Raw genomic sequence first — 22,605 nt, forward strand, 5'->3', positions numbered from 1 at the left:
AGGCGCCAGATGTGTATAAGGGGCGGGGGTGGCGGGCGCCGGCGCCGCCGGGGGGGTGGCCTTGGCCGGGCCGTTCGCGACCTGCGGCGCGGGTAGCGGCGTCGCCGTCGGGGTGGTGGCCGTGCGGGCGGGGCCCACCTCGTAGGTGGGCAGCAGGATGATGCCGGTCAGGCCCGCGACAAAGCAGACGAGGATGATGGCACGCGCAACCGCCGCGCGGGCCGGAGAGGGCGCGCGCGATGCACCGGGGGATCGCCGGCGCCGGGAGGGATCGGGCGCGGTAGGCATCGGGTTTAGCCTAACGGGTTACGGCCGCGGGCACGTGCCAGACTAGTGTCATGCACACCACCGTGAAGGCGCTGTATTTTGCGAGCCTTGCCGCCCAGGCCGCGGCCCTGGGGATTCCCGGGCCGCGTTCGGCGCGCCAGCCGCGCCCGGCCGCTGCGGGTTCGCAAGTCTCCGCGACGGTCAAGGTGCTGCGGCTCGCGCCGCCGGGCGCCGACAAGCTCGTGCACGCTGCGCTGTTTGCCGCGCCGACGTTTCTGGGCCTGCGCGCGGGGTTCTCGCCGCTGCTCGTCGTCGGGAGCCAGCTCATATTTGCGCCCGCGAGCGAGCTCGCGCAGGAGGAGGTCGTCGCCGGGCGCGGCGGGGCGCTGTCCGATGTGGCCGCCGACCTTGCCGGGGTCGCGCTTGGGGTCACGGCGGCCGCTATTGCTTCGCGAGGTCGATGAGGCGGCCCAGGACTTCGCCGCTGGAGGCGCGCAGCCCGTCGTGCTGGTACTCGTTGCTGAGCCAGACCCGAGCGCCGAGCATATCCGCGAGCGCGAGGGAGTATTCCGTCGGCACGAACATGTCCTCCGCGTAGACCGCGGCCGCGACGGGCACGTCGTTTTCGGCAAGGACCGCTTCGTCGTAGAGCGGGCTCCAGTCGGTCTTCGCGGCGAGGAGCTCCGCGGTGCCCTTCAGCGGGATGAGCGCGGGATCCTCGTCGAACTGCCAGGGGTAGATGTGCTCGCCGGTGAGGTAGAACTGCTCGCCGTCGGGCGAGTCGTCCTCGGCCATGCCGTCGAACTCGCTGCGGATGCGATCGGCCGCCCAGGCCGTGGGGATGCCGGCGAGGGCGGGCGTGGCGCCGGCGTAGATCGTCTCGTGCATGAGGGCGTACAGTGGCCGGTCGGCGAAGGAGAGCTGGTCGGCGGCGCGCACGAGGAACGGGATCGACAGGCGGCGCCGGCCGCGCACGGTGACGAAGGGGTCTTCCAGGAGGAAGTGCAGGGCGTCGAAGCCCGTCGTCGTGCCCAGGTTCATGCCGAGGGTGCGAAAGCGTCGGGCGCTGAGGCGCTCGCCGGTGGGCAGGCGCTCGTCCGAGGCTTCCAGGTGGCGCGCGATCTCGCGGATGAGTTCGGCGTCGGGGAAGCGCTCGAGGTAGACGCGATTGCGCCGGATCGTTTGCGCGTAGGTGCGGCGGTAGATGTCGTCGACGCTGACGCCGACGCCTGGTAGCCCGCCGGTGATGTAGACCCCGGCGAGGCCCTCCGGCGCGCGCGAGAGGTAGGTCGTGAGGCAAAAGCCGCCGTAGGACTGGCCTAGCGCGAACCACGGCCCGGAGCCGAGCGCGGCGCGGAAGTCCTCGGCATCGGCAACGATCGCGTCGGCCCGGAAGTGCGTGAGGTAGTCCGCGCGCTCGGCATCGCTGCCGAGGCCGGAGAGCGTGAGTTCGTCGAGGCGGTGGGAGCGCCCGGTGCCGCGCTGGTCGAGCAGCAGGACGCGGTATTCCTTCAGCGCCCGGCCGATCCAGCCGCTCGTGGGATCTCCCTGGCGGGGCGAGGGCGAGCCGGGCCCGCCCTGCAGGAAGACGAGGTAGGGGCGGTTCTCGCCGCCGTCGGCGATGATCTCGCGCGCGAAGACGGGGATGAGTTCGCTGGCCGAATCGCTGCGATCTAGCGGCAGGTGCAGCGTGTGCTCGTGGACCGTACAGCCGTGTACCCGGTAGGTCAGCGTCGCGGGCGTCACTCGATTGCTCCCGCGATCGCACCGAGGGCAGCCAGGCCGATCGCCTGCCGCGTGTGGGCGCCGCTCACGCCGGCGGCGCGGCGGGCCTCACCGCGCGCGAAGATCTTCTTTTCGATCCACACCGTCAGCGCGATCGATGCCCCCGTCAAGGCAAGACCGCCCGCGATGAGCGTCGGCGTCGGAATATCGGCGAGCGTCTCAGCGAGGTCCTCGCTGTCGTCCGGTTCGATCTCCACTTCGGCATTGCGCTGGTGTTGGACGGCCGCCGCACCCATCGCGCCGACGAGTGCAGTCTTGATGACGGTGCGCAAAGCTCGAGAGCGAATCACATCCGGCAGCGCGTAGTACACGAAGCTGCCCGCACCGACGGCGAGCGCTAATTGCGGGTTAATTCGGATATCGATGGCGGTCTGCTCTTCGCTCATACTCCCATCGTAGGGGGTGGGCCAAGGCCGCTAAAAGGTCCTCCACGGTGGTTAGTGTCGGCGATTCCGCCTAGCCTTGTGACCATGGACATACCTGCAAAGCTCCTTGCCGCCTACAACGATCAAATCACCCTCGAACTCACTGCCGAGACGGTCTACCGCCAGCTCGCCATCGAGCTCGATTACCTGGACCTGCCGGGCATGGCTACCTGGATGCGGATCCAGGCGGAAGAAGAGGTCGTGCACGCCAACCGTTTCATCGACCACGTCCTCGATCGCGACGGCCACCCCGAGATCGGGACGATCGAATTCCCCACCGTCAAGGTTTTGACGTCCATTGACGCCTTCGAGGCCGCGCTCAAGCACGAGCAGAAGGTCTCCGAGTCGATCCGCGCCCTCTATCGTCTCGCCCGCGATGAGGACGACATCGACTCCTTCCCACTCCTCTATGATTTCGTTAACGAGCAGATTGAAGAGGAATCCACTGTCTCGGAGATCATCGGTCGCATCAAGATGATCGGTGATGACGGCCCCGGAATCCTTCGCCTGGACGCCGAGCTCGGTGCCCGGTCCAGCGTCGACCCGGAAACTGCTCAGGGCCTGTAACCGCCACCTTCCATGTCAATCGGAGTGAACAATGTCGAATAGCAATTCGTCGGGGGGACCTGTTCCACCGCAGCCGCAGCCGCAGCAGCCGCCAACGGCGGCCTACCAGATGCCGGCGGGTGCCTCGTCTGCTCAGGTGCCGCCGATTCTGAGCAAGTACAGCGATGCCATCAAGTCTGGCGCGATCACGGCAAGTCTCATGTGGGTGACGGCTTTCGTTGTTGGCCTTCTTGGTCTGCTTCTCCTCATGGCCGTCTCTGGTGGGACCGGTCCCTTCAACGCCTCGTTCATCGCGCTGCTGTTTATTGCGGCAGGGATGTCCTTCGGCGGTGGCATCCACATGAGCGGCGGTGGGCCCCTGTTCGGCGATCAGGGGGCGCACGCATCGATCGCCGTGCTGACCGGCACCATCATCGTGTCGATCGTCGGCTACTTCATCTTGAAAAAGCTCCGAAAAAACCGCCCCTTCGGATCTCTCGGTGCGCTGGTTGCCGGGATTGTGTCGCTCTGGTTGACGCTCTACCTCATGCACCTGGTGCTCTCCGCGATCGGGTCCCTGTTCCGCACCGGCGGATCCTTCTCGATCTCGATGCGATCGGGTTTCGGCTTCCCTATCGTGGCCATCTTCCTCATCGCTCTCGTGCTGTGCGTGGTCTACGAGGTCAATCGGATTACGGTCGCCGATACTCCGCTGAAACTCTGGGGGATTCGCGCCCGCGAAGCCTTCCCGTTCCTCGCCTACACGATGCTTGGCACGGGTCTCATCACGCTGGTGGTGCTCGTGCTCGGCGGATTGTCCACCGGGGAACTACGCAGCACGGGCGTCGGTGGCGGATTCGCGACGGCTATTTTTGCTCTCGGCCACCTCTTCTTCGCAGGGCCCGGACTCGCAATCGGGTCTCCGATGACCTTCAGCTCTCCCGGGGCGGGGTTCGGCTCCTATTCCGCAGGACTGTTTAGTTTCTTGCCCGCCTGGGCCTCGCTGATTTCGATCGTCGCCGCGTTGGCACTGCTGTTCGGCCTCGCGGTCTATCTCAGCCGCAAGCTGCCCCCAGCACCGATGATTCGGACCGGGGTATTTGCCGTGGTCTTCGCTATCGCCGGCATTATCGCGATGATTCTGACCGGGATCTCGGGCGAGCTCGGCATTCTCGAAGAATTGAACGCGCTCGGCGTGAGCGGCTTTGGCTCCGGAAGGATGGGGATGTCCTTCATCCTCGTCTTCGCTTATGCCCTGTGGGGTGCCACGATTGATCTCGTCGCTCGTTTCGTCGTTCCGGGAGCATTGCCGGCACTGAAGCAGGCCAAGCAGAAGGTGCAGCAGGTGAACCAGCCGATCGCGCCACCCGCCGCACCCGCTGCTCCCTCGGAAACGCCGCCGGCGTGGAATGCTCCGCAGTCAACTGCGGTCCCGCCCGCTGCTCCGCCGAGCGCGGCCCCCGATCAGCCACAGCAAAGCCCCACCCACGATTGGGGTCAGGCGCCGTCGATCCACGAGACACCAACCACTCAGCTGCCAACGCCCGCGCCGGAAAACCCATGGGAGCGACCCGCTCCTGCCTCCGAGGCATCTCAGCAGGGCCGCGGACATGACTGGGGCACCGGCATCCCTTCGGATCCAGCGCCGCGTGCGGACGACGTGGACAAGACCCGCCAGTTCGAGACGGTCGCCGAGGAACCCGCGCCCTTCCCGGTCGTGGAATCAGAGGACTCGGATCATGATTCTGCTGGCCTTGGGTATCCCGAGACGGAACAACGCAATATCGACGGACCCCCGGCGCCCCCGCCGCCGCCCGCCTAGAGAATGGAGAACCTCACGAAGATGTCCCTTCGAAACCAGATCACCGGAAAGGTCGTGTCCGTAACCAAGGGCGAAGCCATGGCTACGGTCAAGGTCGAGATCGTCGGCGGTCACACGCTTACCTCCTCGATCACTCGCGAGTCCGCAGATGATCTCGGTCTTGAGCCCGGTAAGGACGTGACCGCACTGGTCAAGTCCACGGACGTCGCCCTCGGCGTCGAGGGCTAACTCCTCAGCGCTACGGCCCGGTTACTCCGCACGGCGTGACCGGGCCGCTTGCATCCCCACGAGAAAGGTCCATCATGACGACCGTCCTTATGGTCTTGTCCGCCGCCCGGTTTTGGACACTGTCCGACGGAACGAAACACCCCACCGGCTTTTGGGCCGAAGAATTCGTCGTCCCCTACGAGACCTTCCGGCAGGCCGGCTGGGACGTCACCGTCGCGACACCCCACGGCGCCACTCCTGTCGTCGACGACATCAGCCTGAGCGTGACAGGTGGTGGCGGCCTACTCGGAACCATCAATGAGCTGAAGAAGAAACTCGCCGAGCTTCAGCCCATCCTCGACCATCCCGTTGATCTGTCCGATGTCGATCCGGACGACTTCGACCTCATCTTTTACCCCGGCGGTCACGGCCCCATGGAAGACCTCGCTCACGATCCCGTCTCCGGAGCATTGCTATCCAAGCGGATCACCTCCGACCGCCCGCTAGCGCTGCTCTGCCATGCTCCGGCGGCGATACTCGCGGCCACGAAGGATGACGAAACCAATCCGTTCGCCGGCCGGAAAATGACCGGATTATCGAACGCCGAGGAGAAACTCAACTCCTTTGGTCGCAAGGCGCCCTGGCTGCTGGAAGACGAACTCAAGCGCGTCGGAGTCGACTACTCCAAGGGGCTGATCCCCCTGCGTTCGCACATCGTGATCGATGGCAACTTGTTCACCGGGCAAAACCCAAAGTCGTCCAAAGACCTCGCCGAGGCAATCGTTGAGCGGTTGAGTTCGTCCTCGCCCGCGCGCTAGTTCGCCATATCGGCAAAGCGCGCGTAGTGGCCCTGGAAGGCAACGCCGATCGTTGCCGTGGGACCATTACGATGCTTGGCCACAATAATGTCCGCCTCGCCCGGGCGCTCCTCACTGGGCCCATAGGCATCTTCGCGGTGCAGCAGCATGACGACGTCGGCGTCCTGCTCGAGTGATCCCGATTCACGCAGGTCGCTCATCATCGGTTTCTTGTCGGTTCGCTGTTCCGGGCCACGGTTCAGCTGCGCCACCGCGATCACGGGAACTTCGATCTCCTTGGCCAGGAGCTTGAGCGCGCGCGAGAACTCCGAGACTTCCTGCTGACGGGATTCCACCCGCTTGCCCGAACTCATGAGCTGCAAATAGTCGACCACCACGAGCTTCAGATCGTGCTGCTGCTTGAGCCGGCGACACTTGGAGCGAATCTCCATGAGCGACATGTTCGGCGAGTCATCGATGAACATCGGGGCTTCCGACAACCGTGACAACGTCGCGGCAATGTTGGCCCAGTCCTGATCTGACAGATACTTGCCCTTGCGTAACTCCTGCAGCATGATCCCGGATTCGGCGGCAAGGATACGGGTCGTCATCTCGGTGCGAGACATTTCCAGGGAGAAGACAACCGAGGCGAGCTTGTTATGCACCGAGGCGGAGCGGCAGATATCGAGCGCAAGCGTCGACTTACCGATCGCCGGGCGGGCCGCGATGATGATCATCTGGCCGGGATGCAGACCGTTCGTCAGCTGATCGAGATCCCGGAAGCCGGTCGGGACACCCATAAGGCCATCGGTGCTCGCAGCCGCGGTCTGAATTTCCTCGGTGACTTCGTCGAGGATATGGCGGAGTGCCACGTAGTCCTCGGTGTTGCGGTTCTCCCCCACCGCATAGACCTCCGCCTGAGCCGAGTTCACGAGGTCTTCGACGTCGCCGCCGTCCGTGGCGTAACCGAGCTGGGCGATCCGGGTGCCGGCCTCCACGAGGCGACGCAGCACGGCTTTCTCCCGCACGATCTGCGCATAGAACGCGGCATTGGAGGCGGTGGGAACGGACGAGATCAGCGTATGAAGGTAGGGAGCTCCCCCGACGCGGCTGAGTTCCCCGCCTTTTTGCAGCTGATCGGCGACCGTCACGGCATCGGCGGGCTGACCGCGCGAATACAGATCGGTGATGGCATCGAAGATGAGCGAGTGCGAGGGCTGGTAGAAGTCCGTGGACCGCAGTTCGGTCACCACGTCCGCGATCGCATCCTTGGACAGCAACATGCCGCCGAGGGTAGAGATTTCGGCCGTGATGTCATGCGGAGGCGTGCGGTCATAGCCGCCGGAGTTATATCCGTAATCCTCGGGAGGGGCGTCGCTCATGAAGTGGTGATGTTCCTGGTCGATGTGGGGCGCTGGCGCACAGCACATTCGATTGTACCCAGGTGATCCGACAGTTCTAGCGGGAGTTTGACCACCCTTTGACCTTGCTGTGGATAACCGCTCCAAATCGTGTGGGTAACCCCGAGAACCCTGTGGAATTGCTGTGTGCGACGCGCCGACGCTGTCCCCAACGGGGGGATAACTATGTGGATAACTGTGGATAGTTCCTTCTGGACGAAACAAAAAATCCCGTAGAATCGGTCCGCGACCTATCCACGTGGTGTGGATAGCCAGAGCATTTTTCCACCAGTGATGGAGCAGCCTGTGAACACCCCTAACCCTCCACATGAGGTTCAAGGTTCGCAGCCGCCGGTACCCATCCATCGTCAGATTCTCTCCCTCGCGCTGCCCGCCCTCGGGGCGCTCATCGCGGAACCGATCTTCGTCCTGGCCGACTCCGCCATGGTCGGACACCTAGGTCTCCACGAGCTCGCGGGCCTCAGCCTCGCCTCGACGATCCTCATGACCGTTGTCGGGCTGTGTGTCTTCCTCGCCTACGCCACGACGGCGGCGACCGCCCGCAAAGCCGGGGCCGGCGACCGCCCGGGTGCCGTCCGCGACGGGATTGACGGCATGTGGCTCGCCCTGCTCCTGGGGCTCATCCTGACCGCAGCCCTGCTGGCCTTTGGCTCCCCGCTCGCGCGCGCGTTCAACCCCGATCCGCTCACGCTGCCGCATGCGCTTGCCTACCTGCGGGCCTCGGCTCCCGGGATCCCCGGCATGCTGCTGGTGCTCGCAGCAACGGGCGTCCTGCGCGGCCTGCTCGATACGAAAACCCCGCTCATCGTCGCCTCGATCGGAGCCGTGGCGAATATCGGCGCGAACGCCGCTCTCATCTACGGGCTGCGGATGGGGGTGGCCGGCTCGGGACTTGGGACCGCCCTGGTGCAGACGGCGATGGGCCTGGCGCTCGCCACGATCGTCGGGATCAAGGCACGCAAGCTTGGCGTGACGCTCGGCCCCCGCGGCACCGGTCTGCTCGCGTCGACCAAGTCCGGCGTCCCGCTGCTCATTCGCACGGCCGCGCTGCGCCTGGCGCTGCTCGCGACCGTCGCGACGGCCACGGCCCTCGGGCCCGTCGTGCTCGCCAGTCACCAGATCGTCAACTCCGTGTGGGGCCTGACGGCCTTCGCGCTCGATGCGCTCGCGATCGCCGCCCAGGCACTCGTGGCGCAGGGCCTGGGGGCCTCCGATGCCGACCGCGTCCGCTCGATGCTCCGGATCATGGTGCGATGGGGACTCGCTGCCGGCGCCGTCATCGGGATCGTCATTGCGGCCGGCGCATGGCTCATCGTTCCGCTGTTTACTAGCTCGCCAGAGGTGCGTGCGGCGGCCGTCGGCGGCCTCATCGTCATCGGTATCCTCATGCCGCTCGCGGGCTACGTCTTCGTTCTTGACGGGGTGCTCATCGGCGCGGGCGATGGCCGCTTCCTGGCGTGGGCGGGCATCCTCACGCTCGTTGCCTACCTGCCGGCGCTCTGGTTCGTGTCACGGTTCGCGCCGGGCGGCACATGGGGCGTCATCTGGTTGTGGATCGCGATGGCGGGAGTCTTCATGGCTGCTCGCGCCGTGGTCCTGGGGCTGCGGTCGCGCGGCACGGCATGGATGCGACTCGGCATCTGAGGTGGGCCCCGCGATAGGCTGCCGGTATGGCTTCTATCTTCACGAAAATCATCAATGGGGAGATCCCCGGACGCTTCGTCTGGCAGGACGAGAAGGTCGTCGCCTTCCTCGATGCCTTCCCGCAAACCGATGGGCATGTCCTCGTCGTCCCGCGCGAGGAGATCGACCGCTGGACCGATATGCCGGCCGATCTGGCCGCCCACATGTTTGCCGTCGGGCACACGATCGGTAAGGAATTGCGCGAGGAGTTCGACGCTGAGCGCACGGGCGTCGTCATCGAGGGCTTTGCCGTGCCCCACACGCACCTGCACCTGTTTCCGGCCAATGGCTCGGATGACTTCGATGCTGACCACAAGAAGGGCGCGACCGATGACGCCACGATGGCGGAAGTCGCGCGCCGCATCCGCGCGGCACTCCGTGCCGCCGGGCACGCCGAGTTCGTGCCCGAGGACTAAGCGATGCGCCTGCTGAAAAAGCTCCTCGGGGTCGACAAGCCGACCATCACGATTGAGGCGAGCGACGAGACCTTCCCCGAGCTCATCTCCTCGCGCAAGATCGTCTTCGTTGACTATTGGGCGACGTGGTGCGGGCCATGTACGCAGTTCTCCCCGATCTTCGAGGACGTGGCCAAGGCGATGCAGGGCGATGATGTGGTCCGCTTTGTGGCCGTCGATGTCGACCAGTGCCCGCGGGCAGCGGGGGCCGTCGGGATTCAGTCCGTTCCGACCGTCATCGCGTTCGTCGATGGGAGCCCGATCGCGCGCACCGGACCATCCTCGCGCGCCGGACTGGAGGCGTTCATCGCGAAGGTCCGCGGGGTCGCGGGCATCGCCTAGAACCCTTGCGCCGATCGGCGGCGCGGGTCGTAGCGGCGGCGACCAATCGCTCATTCACCACTATTTCGGCTCCAAGGAAGAACTCTTCGACGCCGTCCTTCGCGCGACGATCAACCCCGATGCCTTCGACCTCGAGCTCTCCCCCGACGACAGTGACAGTTGGGGCGCCGAGCTCGTGCGCGCGGGCGAACGCGCGTGGACATCGGCTGCGGGACCCGCGATGATCGCGCTCGTGCGGCACTCGATCGGCGGGAACTCAGCGCTGCTGCGCACGTTTATCACCACCCGGCTCATCACGCGCCTCGCCACCCATGCAAGGGGCGATGAGGCCGAACGCCGGGTCCGAGCTTCGGCCGTCGGCAGCCAGATGGTGGGCCTCATGATCGCGCGGCACGTCGTACGGATCGAGCCGCTCGCCTCCCTCGAGGTGGAGGACGTTGTCCGCCTGTACGGTCCGACGATCCAGCGCTACCTCACCGGCGAGATCGAGGGGCTCGGCTAGGCGAAGTACTCGGCGGCGATGTCGACGTCTTGCTCGTAGCGGCGGTAGATCAGCAGGCTGAGGACGCAGATCCCGACGAGTCGCTCGTCGGCGTCGGCGACGATATCGACCGTCGAGCGCCGCGCATCGAGCGACCGTAGCGTCGCGATCCCGCGGTTGCCGTGGGTGATCGCCACGTCGCCGCCGAAGCGCACCTTGATCGTCAGTTCCTGGCCGGCGACGATCCCGTCGGCGGAAAACCGCATGAAGTTCGCGAGTTTGCGTTCCTGCAGTTCGTCGGTGCCGGAGGCGTGGGCGATGAGGATGCGGTTGCGCAGCGGGTTGGTGACGCCGCGGCGCCGAATCCCCATGACGACGTCGGCGCCGGAAATCGGCGAGAACCGGAACGTTCCGGAGGCCTCCGCGCCCGAGAGTTCCGCGCGCGAGATATGCCCGACGAGCGCGCCCGTGTGGTCGAGGATCTCGACAAGGCCGAGCGGCCGGCCCGCGCCGCTCGCGGCGCGCGGTCCAATGCGGAGGCGCAAGATGCTCGTCATCGTCCCACACTCACTTCCTCCAGCGTCCGCCCCACAAGGACGCCGGCAACCCCGAGCCCGCCCAAAAACGCGAGCGCGGCGAGCGGCCCGAAGGCGGTCAGCGCCGAGGAGATGCCGCCCGTAATGAGCAGGATCACGCCCATCGCGGTGTTTGCGACCGCCACGTACTGGGTGCGCTTATCGCCCTCGGCCATGTCGACGACGTAGGTCTTGCGCGCCACGCGCACGCCCGTGTGGATGAGCGTGAGCAGGAAGAAGATCACCGGCCCCCACCACCACTGGGTGATGAGCGGCTCGATCCAGTTCGAGGCGATGAAGATGACGACGAGCGCGGAGGCGATGCCAGCGCCGTAAATCATCGTCTTGCGCGAGGATCGATCAGAGACGACCCCGGAGACGCGACCGCCGAGCAGCGCGGCCACACCCGAGGCGATGATGAACGTCGCGACCGACGACATCGACGATCCCGAGCGCTGCGCGGATAGCGCCACGACGAAGGGCGGCGCGAGCGCCGAGACGAGCAGCAGTGAGCGCACGATGACGAAGCGACGGAAGGGCGCGTCGTCGACGAACAGCCGCCAGGAATCGCTCACCCAGGAGCTGCGTTCGCGCTCGGTGGGCACCTCATCGCCCTCCCCCTCGCGCACGCCGCGGAAAATGATCGCGCCCACGACGAACGCGAGCGCCGCGCCGCCGATGACGAGCGCGAGGACGGGCCGCGAGAGGTCCTCGCCGCCAAAGACGCGGATGGCGAGGCCCACGGTGACCGCGACGATGCCGGAGATCATCGTCGACAGACCGGAGACCCGGCCGCGCAGGCCCTTGGGCATCGTGCGGCCCTGGATGTCTTTGGAGGCGATCGAGTTCAGCGAGCGCGAAAGCGCCTGGATTGCGAGCCCGATGAGCACGACGCTGCCGGCGAGGACACCCGAAAGCGTCGCCGCGGCGATCGCGATGAGGGCGACGCCAACGGCCTGGCCGATGGCGCCCGCGATCCAGATCCCTGCGCGCGTGCGGCGCGAGCGCACCCACGGTTGCATCGCGGCCTGGGGCAGCATCGAACCGGACTCGCGGATCGGCACGAGCAGGCCCGTCATCCACCCGGGCGCGCCCGTCGCCGCAATGACCCACGGCAAAACGGTCGAGGCCTTAGCCGCCTGATCCGCGATGTTCTGCATGGCGTTTGCGAGCACGAAGGTCATCGAGTTGTGCCGGATATTGTGGCGCGCTTCCTCGTTGAGCTCATGGGCGTCTTCGTGTTCGGCGTCGCGCTGCAGCAGGCGATCGATCAGGGGCTTGGGCCGGCTCACCTCTCCAGTTTCTCAACTCGCGGCGACATTTACACGTTTGCAAGCCCTCAGCGATCGCGGGCGGGCTAGGCGATCTCGACGTCCTTCGTCTCGGGGATGAGGAAGAGCGTCGCGATGATGTCGATGACGTAGATGATCGCGAGCAGCCCGACGGCTAGCTGGAAGGAGTAGGCCGCGGCGATCGATCCGACGACGAGCGGCGCAAACCCGCCGACGCCGCGCCCGATGTTGAACAGCACGTTTTGCGCGGTCGCGCGCGAATGCGTCGGGTAGGACTCGGCGGTGACTGCACCGTAGCCGCCCATCATGCCGTTGACGAACATGCCGAGGAAGAAGCCGCCGATGAGCAGCGACATTTCGGTGGCGAGTTGGGCGTAGGCGATCACCGAGACGACCGCGCCAATCTGAAAGGCGATGAACGCGGGCTTCCGGCCGAGGTGATCGGCGAGATAGCCGAAGGCCATGATCCCGATCATCATCCCGAGCACGGTCACGCCCGTCCACACGGCCGATTTCTGGATCGACAGGCCGTGCGTCTTGGAAAGGAACGTCGGCAGCCAGATCATCAGGCCGTAGTAGCCGAAGTTCTGCACGCTCGTCAGGATCGTGATGCCGAGCGAGGTCTTCGTCGTGCGCGCATCCTTCACCAGCTCGTGGATCGGGAACCTGTCCTTCAGCGAGCGCCCAATGCCCTCGGCCTTGCGCTCCTCAAACGCTGCCGGCTCCTCGACGGTGTGGCGCACGAGGACGGCGACGAGTGCGGGCAGCACGCCGATGAAGAACAGCACGCGCCAGCCCCAGTGGTAGACGACGGCGGCGGAGACGAAGGTCGCGGCGAGCACGCCGACCTGCCACCCGATCGCCACGAAGCTCGTGGCCTTCGCGCGCAGCTTCGCGGGCCACGCCTCGGCGGCGAGCGTCATCCCGATGCCGTACTCCGCGCCGATGCCGACGCCCGCGATGAAGCGGAAGAGCGCGATCTGCCAGTAGTTTTGCGCCAGGCCGGTCAGTGCCGTGAACACGGCGAAGATGATGATCGACCACATGAGCACGCGCACGCGCCCGTAGGTATCGGCGAGCGCGCCAAAAATAAAACCACCTAACACTGCTCCCAGGAGCGTGTAGGTGGCGAGTGAGCCGGCCTCGGTTTGGGAAAGCCCCAATCCCCCGTCGGCCGGGGCCGCTGATATCGCCAGCAGCGCGAAGCCGAGGATGAGGAAGTCAAAGCCATCCATCGCGTACCCCACCATGGAGGCCCACACGGCCTTCCAGCGGTAGCGCGAATCGCCGGAATCCGGCGTGGTGGAGGGGAGATGTTCTCGGGTCGTAGTCATGCAGGTGTTCCCAACTGGTCATGGGGCGGACGCTTTGCGCCCGGCAAGTGGTACCCGAAGCACCAGAATAAAACTCTTGGTTACGACGAATCAAACGGGGTTCCACATCCCGAACATCGCGACGTATGGTCAAGGCATGACGAACTTTCCCGCCGCCCTGCCCTCCCCCGCCAAGATCGCCGATCTTGCCTGCGATATCGCGGTCCGCGCCGCCACCAAGGCCAAGCAACTGCGCGGCGAAGGCGTCACCGTTGCCGCAAGCAAATCCACCCCCACGGATCTCGTCACCGAGGCCGACCGCGCCACCGAGGCCTTCATCCGCGACGAGCTCGCCCGGCTGCGCCCCGGCGATGGGTTCTTCGGCGAGGAATCCGGCGAACAGGCCTCCACGACGGGCCTGACGTGGGTCGTCGATCCCATCGACGGCACCGTCAACTACACCTACGACATCCCGGCGTGGGCCACCTCCATCGGGGTCGTCTACGCGGCCGGCCCCGCCGAGCCCGAGACGTGGACCCCTTACGCCGGCGTCGTCGTCAACCCCAACCTGCACGAGATCTGGCGCGCCTCCCACGGCGGCGGCGCCGAACTCATTCGCTACTCGATCGACGATGGCACCTACCACCACCACTCGCGCGAACTCCTCCACGTTGCCGGCCCGCGCGAGCTCGCCACCTCGCTCGTCGCGACGGGCTTTGCCTACGACGCCGACGTGCGCGTCGATCAGGCCCGACAGGTCCTCGCGCTCATCGACAAGGCCGCCGACATTCGCCGCTTCGGCGCCGCGAGCCTTGACCTCGTCGGAGTCGCCGCGGGGCGCGTGCACGCCTACTTCGAAAAGGGCCTGCACCCCTTCGATCACGCCGCGGGCGCCCTCATCGCGCGCGAAGCCGGCGCGATCGTCGGCGGCCCGGGTCGCGGCCGCGAGAACTTCGAGCTGACCTACGCCATCCACCCGGGGCTCGCCACCGAGCTCCTCGACGTCCTCAGCGAGATCGGCCTGCCGGTCTAGTTTTCGTGCGCGTCGCGCAGCGGATTGTTCGCGATCAGCGCGGTCGCGATGAGCACGACGAGCGCGACGGGCAGCGCCGCGGGATCGAGCACATTGCCGACACCCTCCCCGGCGCTTGCACCCATGTGCTGTTCGGCGCCCGGCGGCAGATGCGCGGGGATCGTCACGGCCATTCGGCTCGTCATAATCGTGCCGAAGACCGCGATGCCGACGGTCGCGCCGACGTTGCGGAAGAACTGCGTCGCCGCCGTCGCGACCCCGAGGTCCGTGCGGCGCACCGCATTTTGCACCAGCAGCGTGTAGACCTGCATGCACGCCCCGAGCCCCAGGCCGAAGATGACCATCGCGCCGGTCAGGTGCAGCGGCGCCGAGGTCTCATCGAGCAGCGTGAGCGCCACGATGCCGCCCGTCATGATGAGCACCCCGAGCAGCGTGATCGCCTTATAGGTACCCGTCTTGGAGATCAGCAGCCCGATCGCGATCGAGGTGAGAATCATCGCCGCGCTCATCGGCACGAGGATCGCGCCCGAGCTCGTCGCGCTCACCCCGAGCACCCCCTGCGCGAAGACGGGAATGTAGATCGTGGCGCCAAACATCAGCATGTTGACGCCGAAGGCGGCCAGGCAGCACAGCGCCACGACGGACTTTGTAAGCCCACCAAGGTAAAACCTGCGGCGGGCGTACATATCGGACAGCTTGCCAACGATCGGCACGGTAATCGCCGAGACGAGCATCGCCGAGGTCGCGAGCCACGAATAGTGGTCCATCCCGCCAAGCTCCGCGACGATCCGCGGCATCGCCGGACCGACGATCGTCTGCGAGATCGAGGAGACGAGCATGCCCAGCAGCAGGCCAATGAAGACGCGGCGGTTCGTGGGGCTCAGCGTATAGGAGCTGGTGGACACATCAGACATATCTCCTACTGTGCGCCTAACATTACAGTCACTGCAAGTTTGCAGTGGCTGCAATCTTGTGGTCTTGGTCCTACGCTAGTGCCATGGAGCCTGCCGCATCCCGCCGCGACGAGAACAAACGCCGCACCCGCGCCGCCCTGCACGCCGCCGCCGTCCGCCTCGTCGCCGAGCGCGGACTCGAGGACGTCCGCGCCGACGAAATCGCCGACGCCGCCGGCGTCTCCGCCCGCACGTTCTTCAACTACTTCCCGACGAAGGACGCCGCCGTAGCCGGCACCAACCCCGAAGCCGGCAAGGCCCTCGCCGCCAGGTTTCGCGCCCTGCCACCCGAGGCCGACACCTGGCAGGACCTTGCCACCCTCTTCACCGATCACATCCTCGACCTCACCGACGACGCCGAGCTGTGGCGCCGCCGCCGCGAGATCTTCCGCCGCTACCCCCACCTCATGAGCGCCGCCTTCGGCCACAACCAGCAGATCGAGCGCGAGCTCGTTGCCGCCCTAGCCGAGTCCCGCGAGATTTCCGATCCGAGCCTCGTCGCCGCCCTTGCCATGCGCACCGTCGGCGTCGCCATCGGCGCCCACATCGAGGACGCCGCCCCCGGCGCCATCGATCCGGACGGGCTCGCGCGCCGCATCGAGGCCGCCTTCGCCTTTGCCCGCCCGGCGGGCCTGCACTAGCCGTACCACCCACCACGCGAGAACAAAAATGGCGCCCTGCACGGCGGCCATCGTCGCTGAGGTGGCAGCGTCGGTGACATAGGCGAGCCAGAACCCCGCGGCGGCGGAGGCCGCGGCGATGACGAGCGAGATCGCGAGCATCTGCGGGACGGTGCGCGCGATGAGCAGCGCTGTGGCGGGCGGGACGATCATGAGCGCGACGACGAGCACCGCGCCCGCCGCATTGAACGCCGCGACGACGGTCAGGGCGACGAGCGCCATGAGCGCGTAGTTCAGCGCGCTCGTCGCCACCCCACGAGTGCGGGCGTATCCCTCGTCGAAGGTCGCGGCCGCAAGCGGCCGGTAGGCGATGAGCAGGAAGAGCGCGTTCAGACCCAGTACCCCGAGCAGCAGGCGCAGGTAGGTCGGATCGAACGCCGCGAAGTTGAGATCGCCGACGATGACGGCGTCCTCGTGCAGGTGCACCTTCGCAAAGCGCGTCGAGATGAGGATGATGCCAACGGAAAACAGGCCCGGGAAGATGAGCGCCTGATCGGCGTCCCCGGTGATACGCCCTGTCGAGCGCAGCCATTGCGCGCCGAAGACGACGAGCATCGCGGCCGCGCCCGCCCCAAGGATGAGGAAGGGCGAGTTGATGGAGCCGAGCACGAGCGCCGCGAGCACGATGCCCGGCAGCGCGGCGTGACTCATGGCGTCCACGAGCATCGATTGCCGGCGCAGCACGAGGAAGGTGCCGGGCAGCGCGCACATGAGCGCGGTCGCGAGCGCGAGCACGAAGACGGTCATGGCGAAGCTCATAGCGCCGCCCGCCTCAGCACGGACCGCCCCGGCGCGAACAGGAGACTAAGCGCCAGGGCGGCCGTGAGTACGAGGACGATCACGGGGCCCGTCGGCACCTTGCCGAGCGCGACGGACAGGTAACTGCCAATGAGCGCGCCGCCCGCGCCGATAGCCGCGGCGAGCGCCACCATCGTGTGCAGGTGGCGCGTGAACTGCCGGGCCGCGGCGGGCGGGATCGCCGCGAGCGCGACCATGAGGATGAGGCCGACGGCCCGCACCCCGACGACGACCGCGATCGCGACGCCGACGAGCAGCAGCGGCGAGACGAGCCGCGCGCTCACGCCCGCGACGCTGCCGGCCACCGGATCGATGACGTGCACCGCGAGAGCCCGATACCCGAGCGCGAGCCCCGCCGCGATAAGGACGGCGAGCACGGCGATGGTGCGCACGTCGGAGGTTGTGAGCAGCGAGGCGTTGCCGAAGAAGTAGTCCTTCAGCCCGCCGCGCCCGCGCAGGCTCGAGCGCTCGATCACCCGCAGCAGGATGAGGCCCGTGCCGAAGAACAGCGCGAGCATCACCGCCATGGCCGCGTCGATCCCGACGCGCGTGCTCGCCGCGATCCGGTCAGCGAGCACGGCCGCGAGCGTGCCGATGAGCACCGAGCCGATGACGAGCAGCCACAGCGAGCGCCCGTCGACGCCGAGCACCGCGGCGCCGATGAGGAAGGCGAGCATGACGCCCGTCGTCGCCGCATGCCCGATGACGTCGGACATGAGCGTGCGCTTGCGCAGGTAGATGAAGCAGCCCATCGCGCCCGCGAGCGCCCCGATGAGCGTGCACCCGAGGACCATCTGCCGGAAGGTGTGCGTCGCGAGGAAATCGGAAAGGCTCAGCACGTCGTGCGCACCCCCGCGAGCCCGTAGGTGCGATCGATGAGCGCTCGCGTGAAGACCTCGCCGACGGGCCCCGCGGCGACGACGCTACCGTCGATCAGCGCGACCTCGTCGCACAGCTCGGGGATCGTCGCAAGGTCGTGGTGGACGATGACGACGGTCTTGCCGGCCGCGCGCAGCGAGCGCAGGACGCGCGTGATGGCATCCTGGCTCGCGACGTCGACCCCGGCGAAGGGCTCGTCCATGAGGTAGAGGTCCGCGTCGTGCGCGAGGGTGCGCGCCAGCAGCGCGCGCTGGCGCTGGCCGCCGGAGACCTCCCCGAGCGAGCGCTGCGCGAGGTCGTCGAGCCCTACGGCCGCGAGCGCCTCGCGCGCCGCCGCCCGATCCGCGCGCGAGGTGCGCGCCCACCAGCGCCGCGCATCGAACGTGCCGAGCAGGGCCACATCGAGCAGGGTCGCGGGATAGTCGCGATCGATCGAGGAGTGCTGCGGGAGATAGCCGACGCGATGGCGTACCCGCGCGAACGGCTCACCGAGCACCCGCACGGACCCGCTGCGCGCCGGCACGAGGCCGAGCGCCGCCTTGATGAGCGTGGACTTGCCGGCGCCGTTGGGGCCGACGACGCCCATGATGACGCCGGGCGGCACCGCCAGGTTGGCGTCGCGCAGCGCCACGACGTCCTGGTAGGCGACGCTCAGGTGTGCGATCTCAAGCGCAGTCACGGCTACTTGCCCGTCAGGCCCGCGACGATCGCGTTCGTGTTGTGTTCGATCACGCCAAGGTAGGTGTCCACGGGCGAGTGGTCGCCGAGCGAGTCGGCGAAGAGTTCCTTATCGGAGACTTCCACCTCCCAACCCTTGGCGCGCACCGCCTCCTTCAGCGAGGTGATCGCCTGCGGGTTTTTCAGGTTGTCTTGGAAGATCGTCGGGATCTTCTTGTCCGCGATGAAGGTCGCGAGTTCGTCGAGTTCGGCCGCCGAGAGCTGCGATTCGCTCGTGACGAAGTCGGTCGCGCGGATGTCGAGCTTGAAGACGGCGCCGTAGTACTGGAAGGCGTCGTGGCCGGTGATGAGGTGGCGCTGGGCGGCGGGGATCGCGGCGAGCTTGGCCTTGGTTTCGGTCTTGAGCTTGGCGATCTCGTCCTTGAAGGCCTTAGCGTTCGCGGCGAAGGTCTCAGCGTTATCGGGCTGCGCCTCGGACAGGCGCGTGGCGATCTGGTCGACGACGTCGGACCAGATGTCGGGCGAGTTCCAGATGTGGGGATCGTACAGGTCGTTGCCATCGTGGTCCTTCTCGGGCCACGGCAGGAGCTTGGACTGGTCGATCTTCTCGCCGACGGCGAGCTGCTTATCGCCAAGGGAGCGGAGCTGGTCTTCCATCATGGCCTCGAGGTACAGGCCGTTCCAGATGACGAGGTCGGCGTCGCGGAGCTTTTCAACATCCTTGGTCGAGGGCTGGTAGGTGTGCGGATCGCCGCCGGGCTTGACCATGACCGTGATGTCCGCGTCCGGCGCGATTCGCGCGACCGCGTCGCCGAGGTAACCCGTCGTAGCAAAGACCTTGAGCGCAGCGCTCGAGCTCTTCTTATCGGCAGCATTCGGCGAGCAGGCGGACAGGGCAATGACGACCACGGCGAGCAGTGCCGCAACCAGACGTTTCATGAGTGGTGATCCCCCAAAATGAGCGAGACAGGTGAGTGTAAGTACAACCTAACACATGAATTTCGGGTATCCGAAACATTTCTAGAATCGCGGAGTTCTACGATGCCTACGTGTCCTGTCTTGCTGCCTCCCGCCCGGCTATCGCGCCGGTGCTCGCACTGCTTGCCGTGACGGCGATCTGGGGCTCCACGTTCTTCCTCATTAAGGACCTGCTCGCGACGGTGCCGCCGCTCGATTTCCTCGGTGTGCGCTTTGCCGTCGCGGCCCTCATCATGGTGGCGATCTGGTGGCGGCGGCTCGCCGCGCAGTCGCGCGAGGCGTGGCGCAACGGGCTGGCCCTGGGGGCGATTTATGCGCTCGCCCAGATCGCTCAGACATGGGGACTCGAGCGGACGCCGGCGTCGGTGTCGGGATTCGTGACCGGAATGTACGTCGTCCTCACCCCGATCGTGGTGTGGGCGATGACCCGGATATCCATTCCGCGCACGACTCAGCTCGCGGTCCTGATTGCGACCATTGGGCTCGGCGTCTTGAGCCTCAAGGGCTTTTCGCTCGGGATCGGCGAGAGTGCAACGTTGCTCGGTGCCGCGCTGTACGCCCTGCACATCGTGCTGCTCGGGCGCTGGGCCGTGGGCATGGATGCGATCGCCCTGGCTGGCATGCAGATGATCTCGCTCGCCGCGATCTGCCTCATCGGCGCCCTGCCCGGCGGCGTGAGCGTGCCCCCGAGCGCCGGCGGTTGGGCCTCGCTGCTCTACATGGCGATCGCGGCAAGCATCGGCGCGCTCGTGCTGCAGACCTGGGCGCAGGCTCGCATCAGTGCGTCGCGGGCAGCGATCATCATGACCGCGGAGCCGGTATTTGCCGCGGCATTCGCGGTAGCGTTCGGCGGCGAGCACGTCACTGGTCGGCTGCTCGCCGGTGGCGCACTCATCTATCTCGCGATGCACATCGCAGAGCGGCCGCCGCGGTGGCTAGCGCGGATGCTCGCGCGGCAGTAGGTCCTAGTCCTCGCGCCCCGGACGCTGTCGGGCTCGCTTAATGGAGCTACGGTTTTTCTTTGCGGTGAGTCGGCGCTCGATTGAGCCGCGCGTCGGTCGCGTTGCGCGCCTTTTCGGTGGTGGTGGCATGAGCGCCGTTCGCAGCAGCTCGGCCATCCGTCGTCGAGCCTCGGTTCGGTTTCGGTGTTGGCTCCGCTCCTCGGAAGCGTCAACCGTCAGGACATCGTCAACGAGCCGCGCTGAGAGATTTCTTCGGATCCGGGAACGCTGTGTTGCGGTAAAGGCTGGCGTCTCGGCGATGTTTAGGCTGAGCTGGACGCGCGAATCCGTGGTGTTGACACCCTGCCCGCCCGGACCCGAGCTGCGAGAGAACTTTTCGCTCAAGTCCTGGGCGGGCACGATGAGCCCGTCCGGATTACCAGGGCCGGGCTGGATATAGAGGTCGGGCATTAGGGCAATGGCCGCCGGCGGCGACGCGCCGCGATGGCCTTGGCCGCTTCGAAGCAGACCTTGCGCAGGAGCTGCTCGTAGCGTTCGGGATCCATGACGCCAACCCGGCCGGAGACGCTAAACGATGCGATGGGGATGCGCGCCGGGCTCATGACCGGGGCCGCAATGCAGTTCAGTCCCATCATGATTTCTTGCCGGTCGTAGGCGATATTCGTTTCACGAATCTCGATGAGCTCTTCCCGGAGCTGCTCCGGATCGGTGATGGTGTGGGGTGTCCACGCCTGGAGATCCCCGGCGAGCACCTGCTCCATCGCGTCATGGTCGTAAGCGAGCATCATCTTGCCAACCGCCGTGCAGTAGGCCGGAGCTCGGCCGCCAATACGCGAAGGCGAGGACACCTTGAACTGCGCGTGCAGCTTGTTCAGGTACATGACTTCGTGGCCCGCGAGCACGGCAAGGTGTACCGTCTGACGCGTTACTTCGAAGAGCTTTGCGAGGTATGGAGTCAGAACTTCGTTGAGCAGATCGATATGTGGTGATGGTGGGGGTTCGGCGAGATCAAACAACATAGGGCCGAGGCGATATGAACTACCCGCGCGCTCGACCGCACCATTCTTTGCGAGGATGCCAAGAAGACGGAATGCCGTGGATTTTGACAGGTCGCAGCGCCGAGCAAGTTCGGAGACACCGACACCTACCGAGCCTTCGTCACCGAACGCTCGAAGAAGTGCCATCGCTTTATCAACAGCGGTTCTCGTATCGCGCGACGTCATCGTTGCTCCTTCGGTAAAAATCTCTTCCCATTATCCCCGATCCATCCTCCTCCAATCTGCGAAGTCGGCCACCATTCTCTGGGCAAGACCCCGACGACTTTGTCTTCGATCGAATCGCGCATTTGCGCGGCCAAGATCATCCTCTTATTGCCCGCATGAATCCCATGTAGTCATCTCTTTCAAGACGGGCGGCGCCCTGTCTCCACATGATCCACTCCGGATTGTCTTCCTATATACGCAGATCCGATTAGGATTCCTATTTTTCTTGTGGTGTTCGCCGGATTTTCCCCACGACCGTGGGGAGGAGAACAGGTTCAGGACCAGCGGCGCGCAGCGGATCATCCCCGCTCACGCGGGGAGCACGCTGATGTCGCTGGCGATAGTGCCGTCACCAACGGATCATCCCCGCTCACGCGGGGAGCACGGCCAGCAATTGCTTCGATCACGACTAGTTCCCGGATCATCCCCGCTCACGCGGGGAGCACGCACTATCGCCTAGCGTGACCTAGACCATGCACGGATCATCCCCGCTCACGCGGGGAGCACGTTGCCGTCCCTTTCGGGCTGGCAAGAACTATAGGATCATCCCCGCTCACGCGGGGAGCACTGATGAACATGAATGCGCAGCCGTGCCGCAGGCGGATCATCCCCGCTCACGCGGGGAGCACAGAGTCAATGAGACGCCCCATTACTCTTCCTCCGGATCATCCCCGCTCACGCGGGGAGCACTTGTCAACCAGGATATCGAGCGACTGACCATCCGGATCATCCCCGCTCACGCGGGGAGCACTCCCACCGGTACAGGACGCACGGGTTCGGGCTCGGATCATCCCCGCTCACGCGGGGAGCACGAAGCTTCCTTGCCCGACAACGTCTTGCGGGCCGGATCATCCCCGCTCACGCGGGGAGCACGCGGTCGCGGGTACAGTGAACTCTCCGGGAACCGGATCATCCCCGCTCACGCGGGGAGCACTTCGTCCCGATCCATTGCCCGACTTCTTTGATCGGAT

General features: G+C 66.2%; 24 protein-coding genes, 2 pseudogenes and 1 CRISPR repeat array. Of the genes and pseudogenes, 12 read left to right on the top strand and 14 right to left on the bottom strand.

Annotated features, from left to right (window positions below; genetic code table 11):
• Window positions 1-288 (bottom strand): annotated as a pseudogene (locus MUN85_RS03235) (hypothetical protein); the annotation flags it as partial.
• A gap of 50 nt (window positions 289-338) precedes the next feature.
• Here MUN85_RS03235 and MUN85_RS03240 point away from each other — a divergent pair.
• The gene (locus MUN85_RS03240; protein ID WP_250505365.1) at window positions 339-731 is read left to right on the top strand and encodes a VanZ family protein; all 393 of its coding nucleotides are present in this window, start codon (window positions 339-341) and stop codon (window positions 729-731) included.
• Here MUN85_RS03240 and MUN85_RS03245 read toward each other — a convergent pair.
• Window positions 709-2,013 (bottom strand): alpha/beta fold hydrolase, encoded by a 1,305-nt coding sequence (locus tag MUN85_RS03245; RefSeq protein ID WP_250505366.1) that lies wholly within the window; start codon window positions 2,011-2,013, stop codon window positions 709-711. The two genes, MUN85_RS03240 and MUN85_RS03245, sit on opposite strands and share 23 nt — an antisense overlap.
• Window positions 2,010-2,438, bottom strand: coding sequence for a peptidase S9 (locus MUN85_RS03250; RefSeq protein ID WP_250505367.1), 429 nt, complete (start codon window positions 2,436-2,438; stop codon window positions 2,010-2,012). The genes MUN85_RS03245 and MUN85_RS03250 overlap by 4 nt, the downstream gene beginning before the upstream one ends.
• A gap of 84 nt (window positions 2,439-2,522) precedes the next feature.
• On the opposite strand from MUN85_RS03250, the gene MUN85_RS03255 reads away from it, so the two are divergent.
• The 4 genes from MUN85_RS03255 to MUN85_RS03270 all read left to right on the top strand — a co-directional run bounded on the left by MUN85_RS03255 (window position 2,523) and on the right by MUN85_RS03270 (window position 5,870).
• Window positions 2,523-3,044 (top strand): ferritin, encoded by a 522-nt coding sequence (locus MUN85_RS03255; RefSeq protein WP_250505368.1) that lies wholly within the window; start codon window positions 2,523-2,525, stop codon window positions 3,042-3,044.
• A 31-nt stretch (window positions 3,045-3,075) separates the two neighbouring features.
• Window positions 3,076-4,845: a hypothetical protein gene (locus tag MUN85_RS03260; RefSeq protein ID WP_250505369.1), complete on the top strand. Its 1,770-nt coding sequence runs from the start codon at window positions 3,076-3,078 to the stop codon at window positions 4,843-4,845.
• Window positions 4,846-4,866: 21 nt separating this feature from the next.
• Entirely contained in the window at window positions 4,867-5,073 is a 207-nt protein-coding gene (locus MUN85_RS03265; RefSeq protein ID WP_250505370.1) for a TOBE domain-containing protein, read from the top strand.
• 74 nt (window positions 5,074-5,147) lie between these two features.
• Window positions 5,148-5,870, top strand: coding sequence for a type 1 glutamine amidotransferase domain-containing protein (locus tag MUN85_RS03270; RefSeq protein WP_250505371.1), 723 nt, complete (start codon window positions 5,148-5,150; stop codon window positions 5,868-5,870).
• On the opposite strand, the gene dnaB is transcribed toward MUN85_RS03270, so the two are convergent.
• Window positions 5,867-7,231, bottom strand: coding sequence for a replicative DNA helicase (dnaB, locus tag MUN85_RS03275; RefSeq protein ID WP_092562767.1), 1,365 nt, complete (start codon window positions 7,229-7,231; stop codon window positions 5,867-5,869). The two genes, MUN85_RS03270 and dnaB, sit on opposite strands and share 4 nt — an antisense overlap.
• A 324-nt stretch (window positions 7,232-7,555) precedes the next feature.
• On the opposite strand from dnaB, the gene MUN85_RS03280 reads away from it, so the two are divergent.
• The 4 genes from MUN85_RS03280 to MUN85_RS03295 are packed head-to-tail and all read left to right on the top strand — an operon-like array spanning window position 7,556 to window position 10,252.
• Complete coding sequence (locus tag MUN85_RS03280) at window positions 7,556-8,914, top strand: MATE family efflux transporter (RefSeq protein WP_250505372.1); 1,359 nt, start codon at window positions 7,556-7,558, stop codon at window positions 8,912-8,914.
• 26 nt (window positions 8,915-8,940) lie between these two features.
• Complete coding sequence (locus MUN85_RS03285; RefSeq protein ID WP_250505373.1) at window positions 8,941-9,369, top strand: HIT family protein; 429 nt, start codon at window positions 8,941-8,943, stop codon at window positions 9,367-9,369.
• 3 nt (window positions 9,370-9,372) lie between these two features.
• On the top strand, window positions 9,373-9,750 hold the full coding sequence (locus MUN85_RS03290) for a thioredoxin family protein (RefSeq protein WP_092562679.1): 378 nt from the start codon (window positions 9,373-9,375) through the stop codon (window positions 9,748-9,750).
• Window positions 9,659-10,252, top strand: a complete 594-nt coding sequence (locus tag MUN85_RS03295) for a TetR/AcrR family transcriptional regulator (RefSeq protein WP_250505374.1) — start codon at window positions 9,659-9,661, stop codon at window positions 10,250-10,252. The genes MUN85_RS03290 and MUN85_RS03295 overlap by 92 nt, the downstream gene beginning before the upstream one ends.
• Here MUN85_RS03295 and MUN85_RS03300 read toward each other — a convergent pair.
• The 3 genes from MUN85_RS03300 to MUN85_RS03310 form a co-directional block, all read right to left on the bottom strand.
• Window positions 10,249-10,788: a hypothetical protein gene (locus MUN85_RS03300; protein WP_250505375.1), complete on the bottom strand. Its 540-nt coding sequence runs from the start codon at window positions 10,786-10,788 to the stop codon at window positions 10,249-10,251. The two genes, MUN85_RS03295 and MUN85_RS03300, sit on opposite strands and share 4 nt — an antisense overlap.
• Window positions 10,785-12,098, bottom strand: coding sequence for an MFS transporter (locus tag MUN85_RS03305; RefSeq protein ID WP_250505376.1), 1,314 nt, complete (start codon window positions 12,096-12,098; stop codon window positions 10,785-10,787). Before MUN85_RS03305 ends, MUN85_RS03300 begins: the two co-directional genes overlap by 4 nt.
• Before the next feature lie 65 nt (window positions 12,099-12,163).
• Window positions 12,164-13,432, bottom strand: a complete 1,269-nt coding sequence (locus tag MUN85_RS03310) for an MFS transporter (protein ID WP_250505377.1) — start codon at window positions 13,430-13,432, stop codon at window positions 12,164-12,166.
• Between the two features lie 136 nt (window positions 13,433-13,568).
• Here MUN85_RS03310 and MUN85_RS03315 point away from each other — a divergent pair, with 136 nt between their 5' ends.
• A complete protein-coding gene (locus tag MUN85_RS03315; RefSeq protein WP_250505378.1) occupies window positions 13,569-14,444 on the top strand; it encodes an inositol monophosphatase family protein in 876 nt (291 codons plus the stop codon).
• On the opposite strand, the gene MUN85_RS03320 is transcribed toward MUN85_RS03315, so the two are convergent.
• The gene (locus tag MUN85_RS03320) at window positions 14,441-15,358 is read right to left on the bottom strand and encodes an MFS transporter (protein ID WP_250505379.1); all 918 of its coding nucleotides are present in this window, start codon (window positions 15,356-15,358) and stop codon (window positions 14,441-14,443) included. The genes MUN85_RS03315 and MUN85_RS03320 overlap by 4 nt on opposite strands.
• Window positions 15,359-15,441: 83 nt before the next feature.
• On the opposite strand from MUN85_RS03320, the pseudogene MUN85_RS13015 reads away from it, so the two are divergent.
• Window positions 15,442-15,609: pseudogene (locus MUN85_RS13015) on the top strand (TetR family transcriptional regulator); the annotation flags it as partial.
• Window positions 15,610-15,858: 249 nt separating this feature from the next.
• Here MUN85_RS13015 and MUN85_RS03330 read toward each other — a convergent pair.
• Genes MUN85_RS03330 through MUN85_RS03345 form a run of 4 tightly spaced genes read right to left on the bottom strand, consistent with a single transcriptional unit; the run spans window position 15,859 to window position 19,371 of the window.
• Window positions 15,859-16,836, bottom strand: coding sequence for a metal ABC transporter permease (locus tag MUN85_RS03330; RefSeq protein ID WP_250505380.1), 978 nt, complete (start codon window positions 16,834-16,836; stop codon window positions 15,859-15,861).
• Window positions 16,833-17,714: a metal ABC transporter permease gene (locus tag MUN85_RS03335; RefSeq protein ID WP_250505381.1), complete on the bottom strand. Its 882-nt coding sequence runs from the start codon at window positions 17,712-17,714 to the stop codon at window positions 16,833-16,835. Before MUN85_RS03335 ends, MUN85_RS03330 begins: the two co-directional genes overlap by 4 nt.
• Entirely contained in the window at window positions 17,708-18,433 is a 726-nt protein-coding gene (locus MUN85_RS03340; protein WP_250505382.1) for a metal ABC transporter ATP-binding protein, read from the bottom strand. The genes MUN85_RS03335 and MUN85_RS03340 overlap by 7 nt, the downstream gene beginning before the upstream one ends.
• A 2-nt stretch (window positions 18,434-18,435) precedes the next feature.
• The gene (locus MUN85_RS03345) at window positions 18,436-19,371 is read right to left on the bottom strand and encodes a metal ABC transporter substrate-binding protein (protein ID WP_250505383.1); all 936 of its coding nucleotides are present in this window, start codon (window positions 19,369-19,371) and stop codon (window positions 18,436-18,438) included.
• A gap of 110 nt (window positions 19,372-19,481) precedes the next feature.
• Here MUN85_RS03345 and MUN85_RS03350 point away from each other — a divergent pair, with 110 nt between their 5' ends.
• Window positions 19,482-20,372 (top strand): DMT family transporter, encoded by an 891-nt coding sequence (locus MUN85_RS03350; RefSeq protein WP_250505384.1) that lies wholly within the window; start codon window positions 19,482-19,484, stop codon window positions 20,370-20,372.
• A 3-nt stretch (window positions 20,373-20,375) separates the two neighbouring features.
• Here MUN85_RS03350 and arfB read toward each other — a convergent pair whose 3' ends face one another.
• Together arfB and MUN85_RS03360 are read right to left on the bottom strand one after the other, a co-directional pair.
• Complete coding sequence (gene arfB / locus MUN85_RS03355) at window positions 20,376-20,822, bottom strand: alternative ribosome rescue aminoacyl-tRNA hydrolase ArfB (RefSeq protein WP_250505385.1); 447 nt, start codon at window positions 20,820-20,822, stop codon at window positions 20,376-20,378.
• Window positions 20,822-21,595 (bottom strand): IclR family transcriptional regulator, encoded by a 774-nt coding sequence (locus MUN85_RS03360; RefSeq protein WP_092562724.1) that lies wholly within the window; start codon window positions 21,593-21,595, stop codon window positions 20,822-20,824. Before MUN85_RS03360 ends, arfB begins: the two co-directional genes overlap by 1 nt.
• Before the next feature lie 334 nt (window positions 21,596-21,929).
• A CRISPR array of direct repeats spans window positions 21,930-22,569; the repeat unit is 30 nt; unit sequence CGGATCATCCCCGCTCACGCGGGGAGCACG.
• Window positions 22,570-22,605 lie beyond the last annotated feature (36 nt).

The sequence above is a fragment of the Bowdeniella massiliensis genome (assembly GCF_023634005.1).
Classification (GTDB): domain Bacteria; phylum Actinomycetota; class Actinomycetes; order Actinomycetales; family Actinomycetaceae; genus Bowdeniella; species Bowdeniella massiliensis.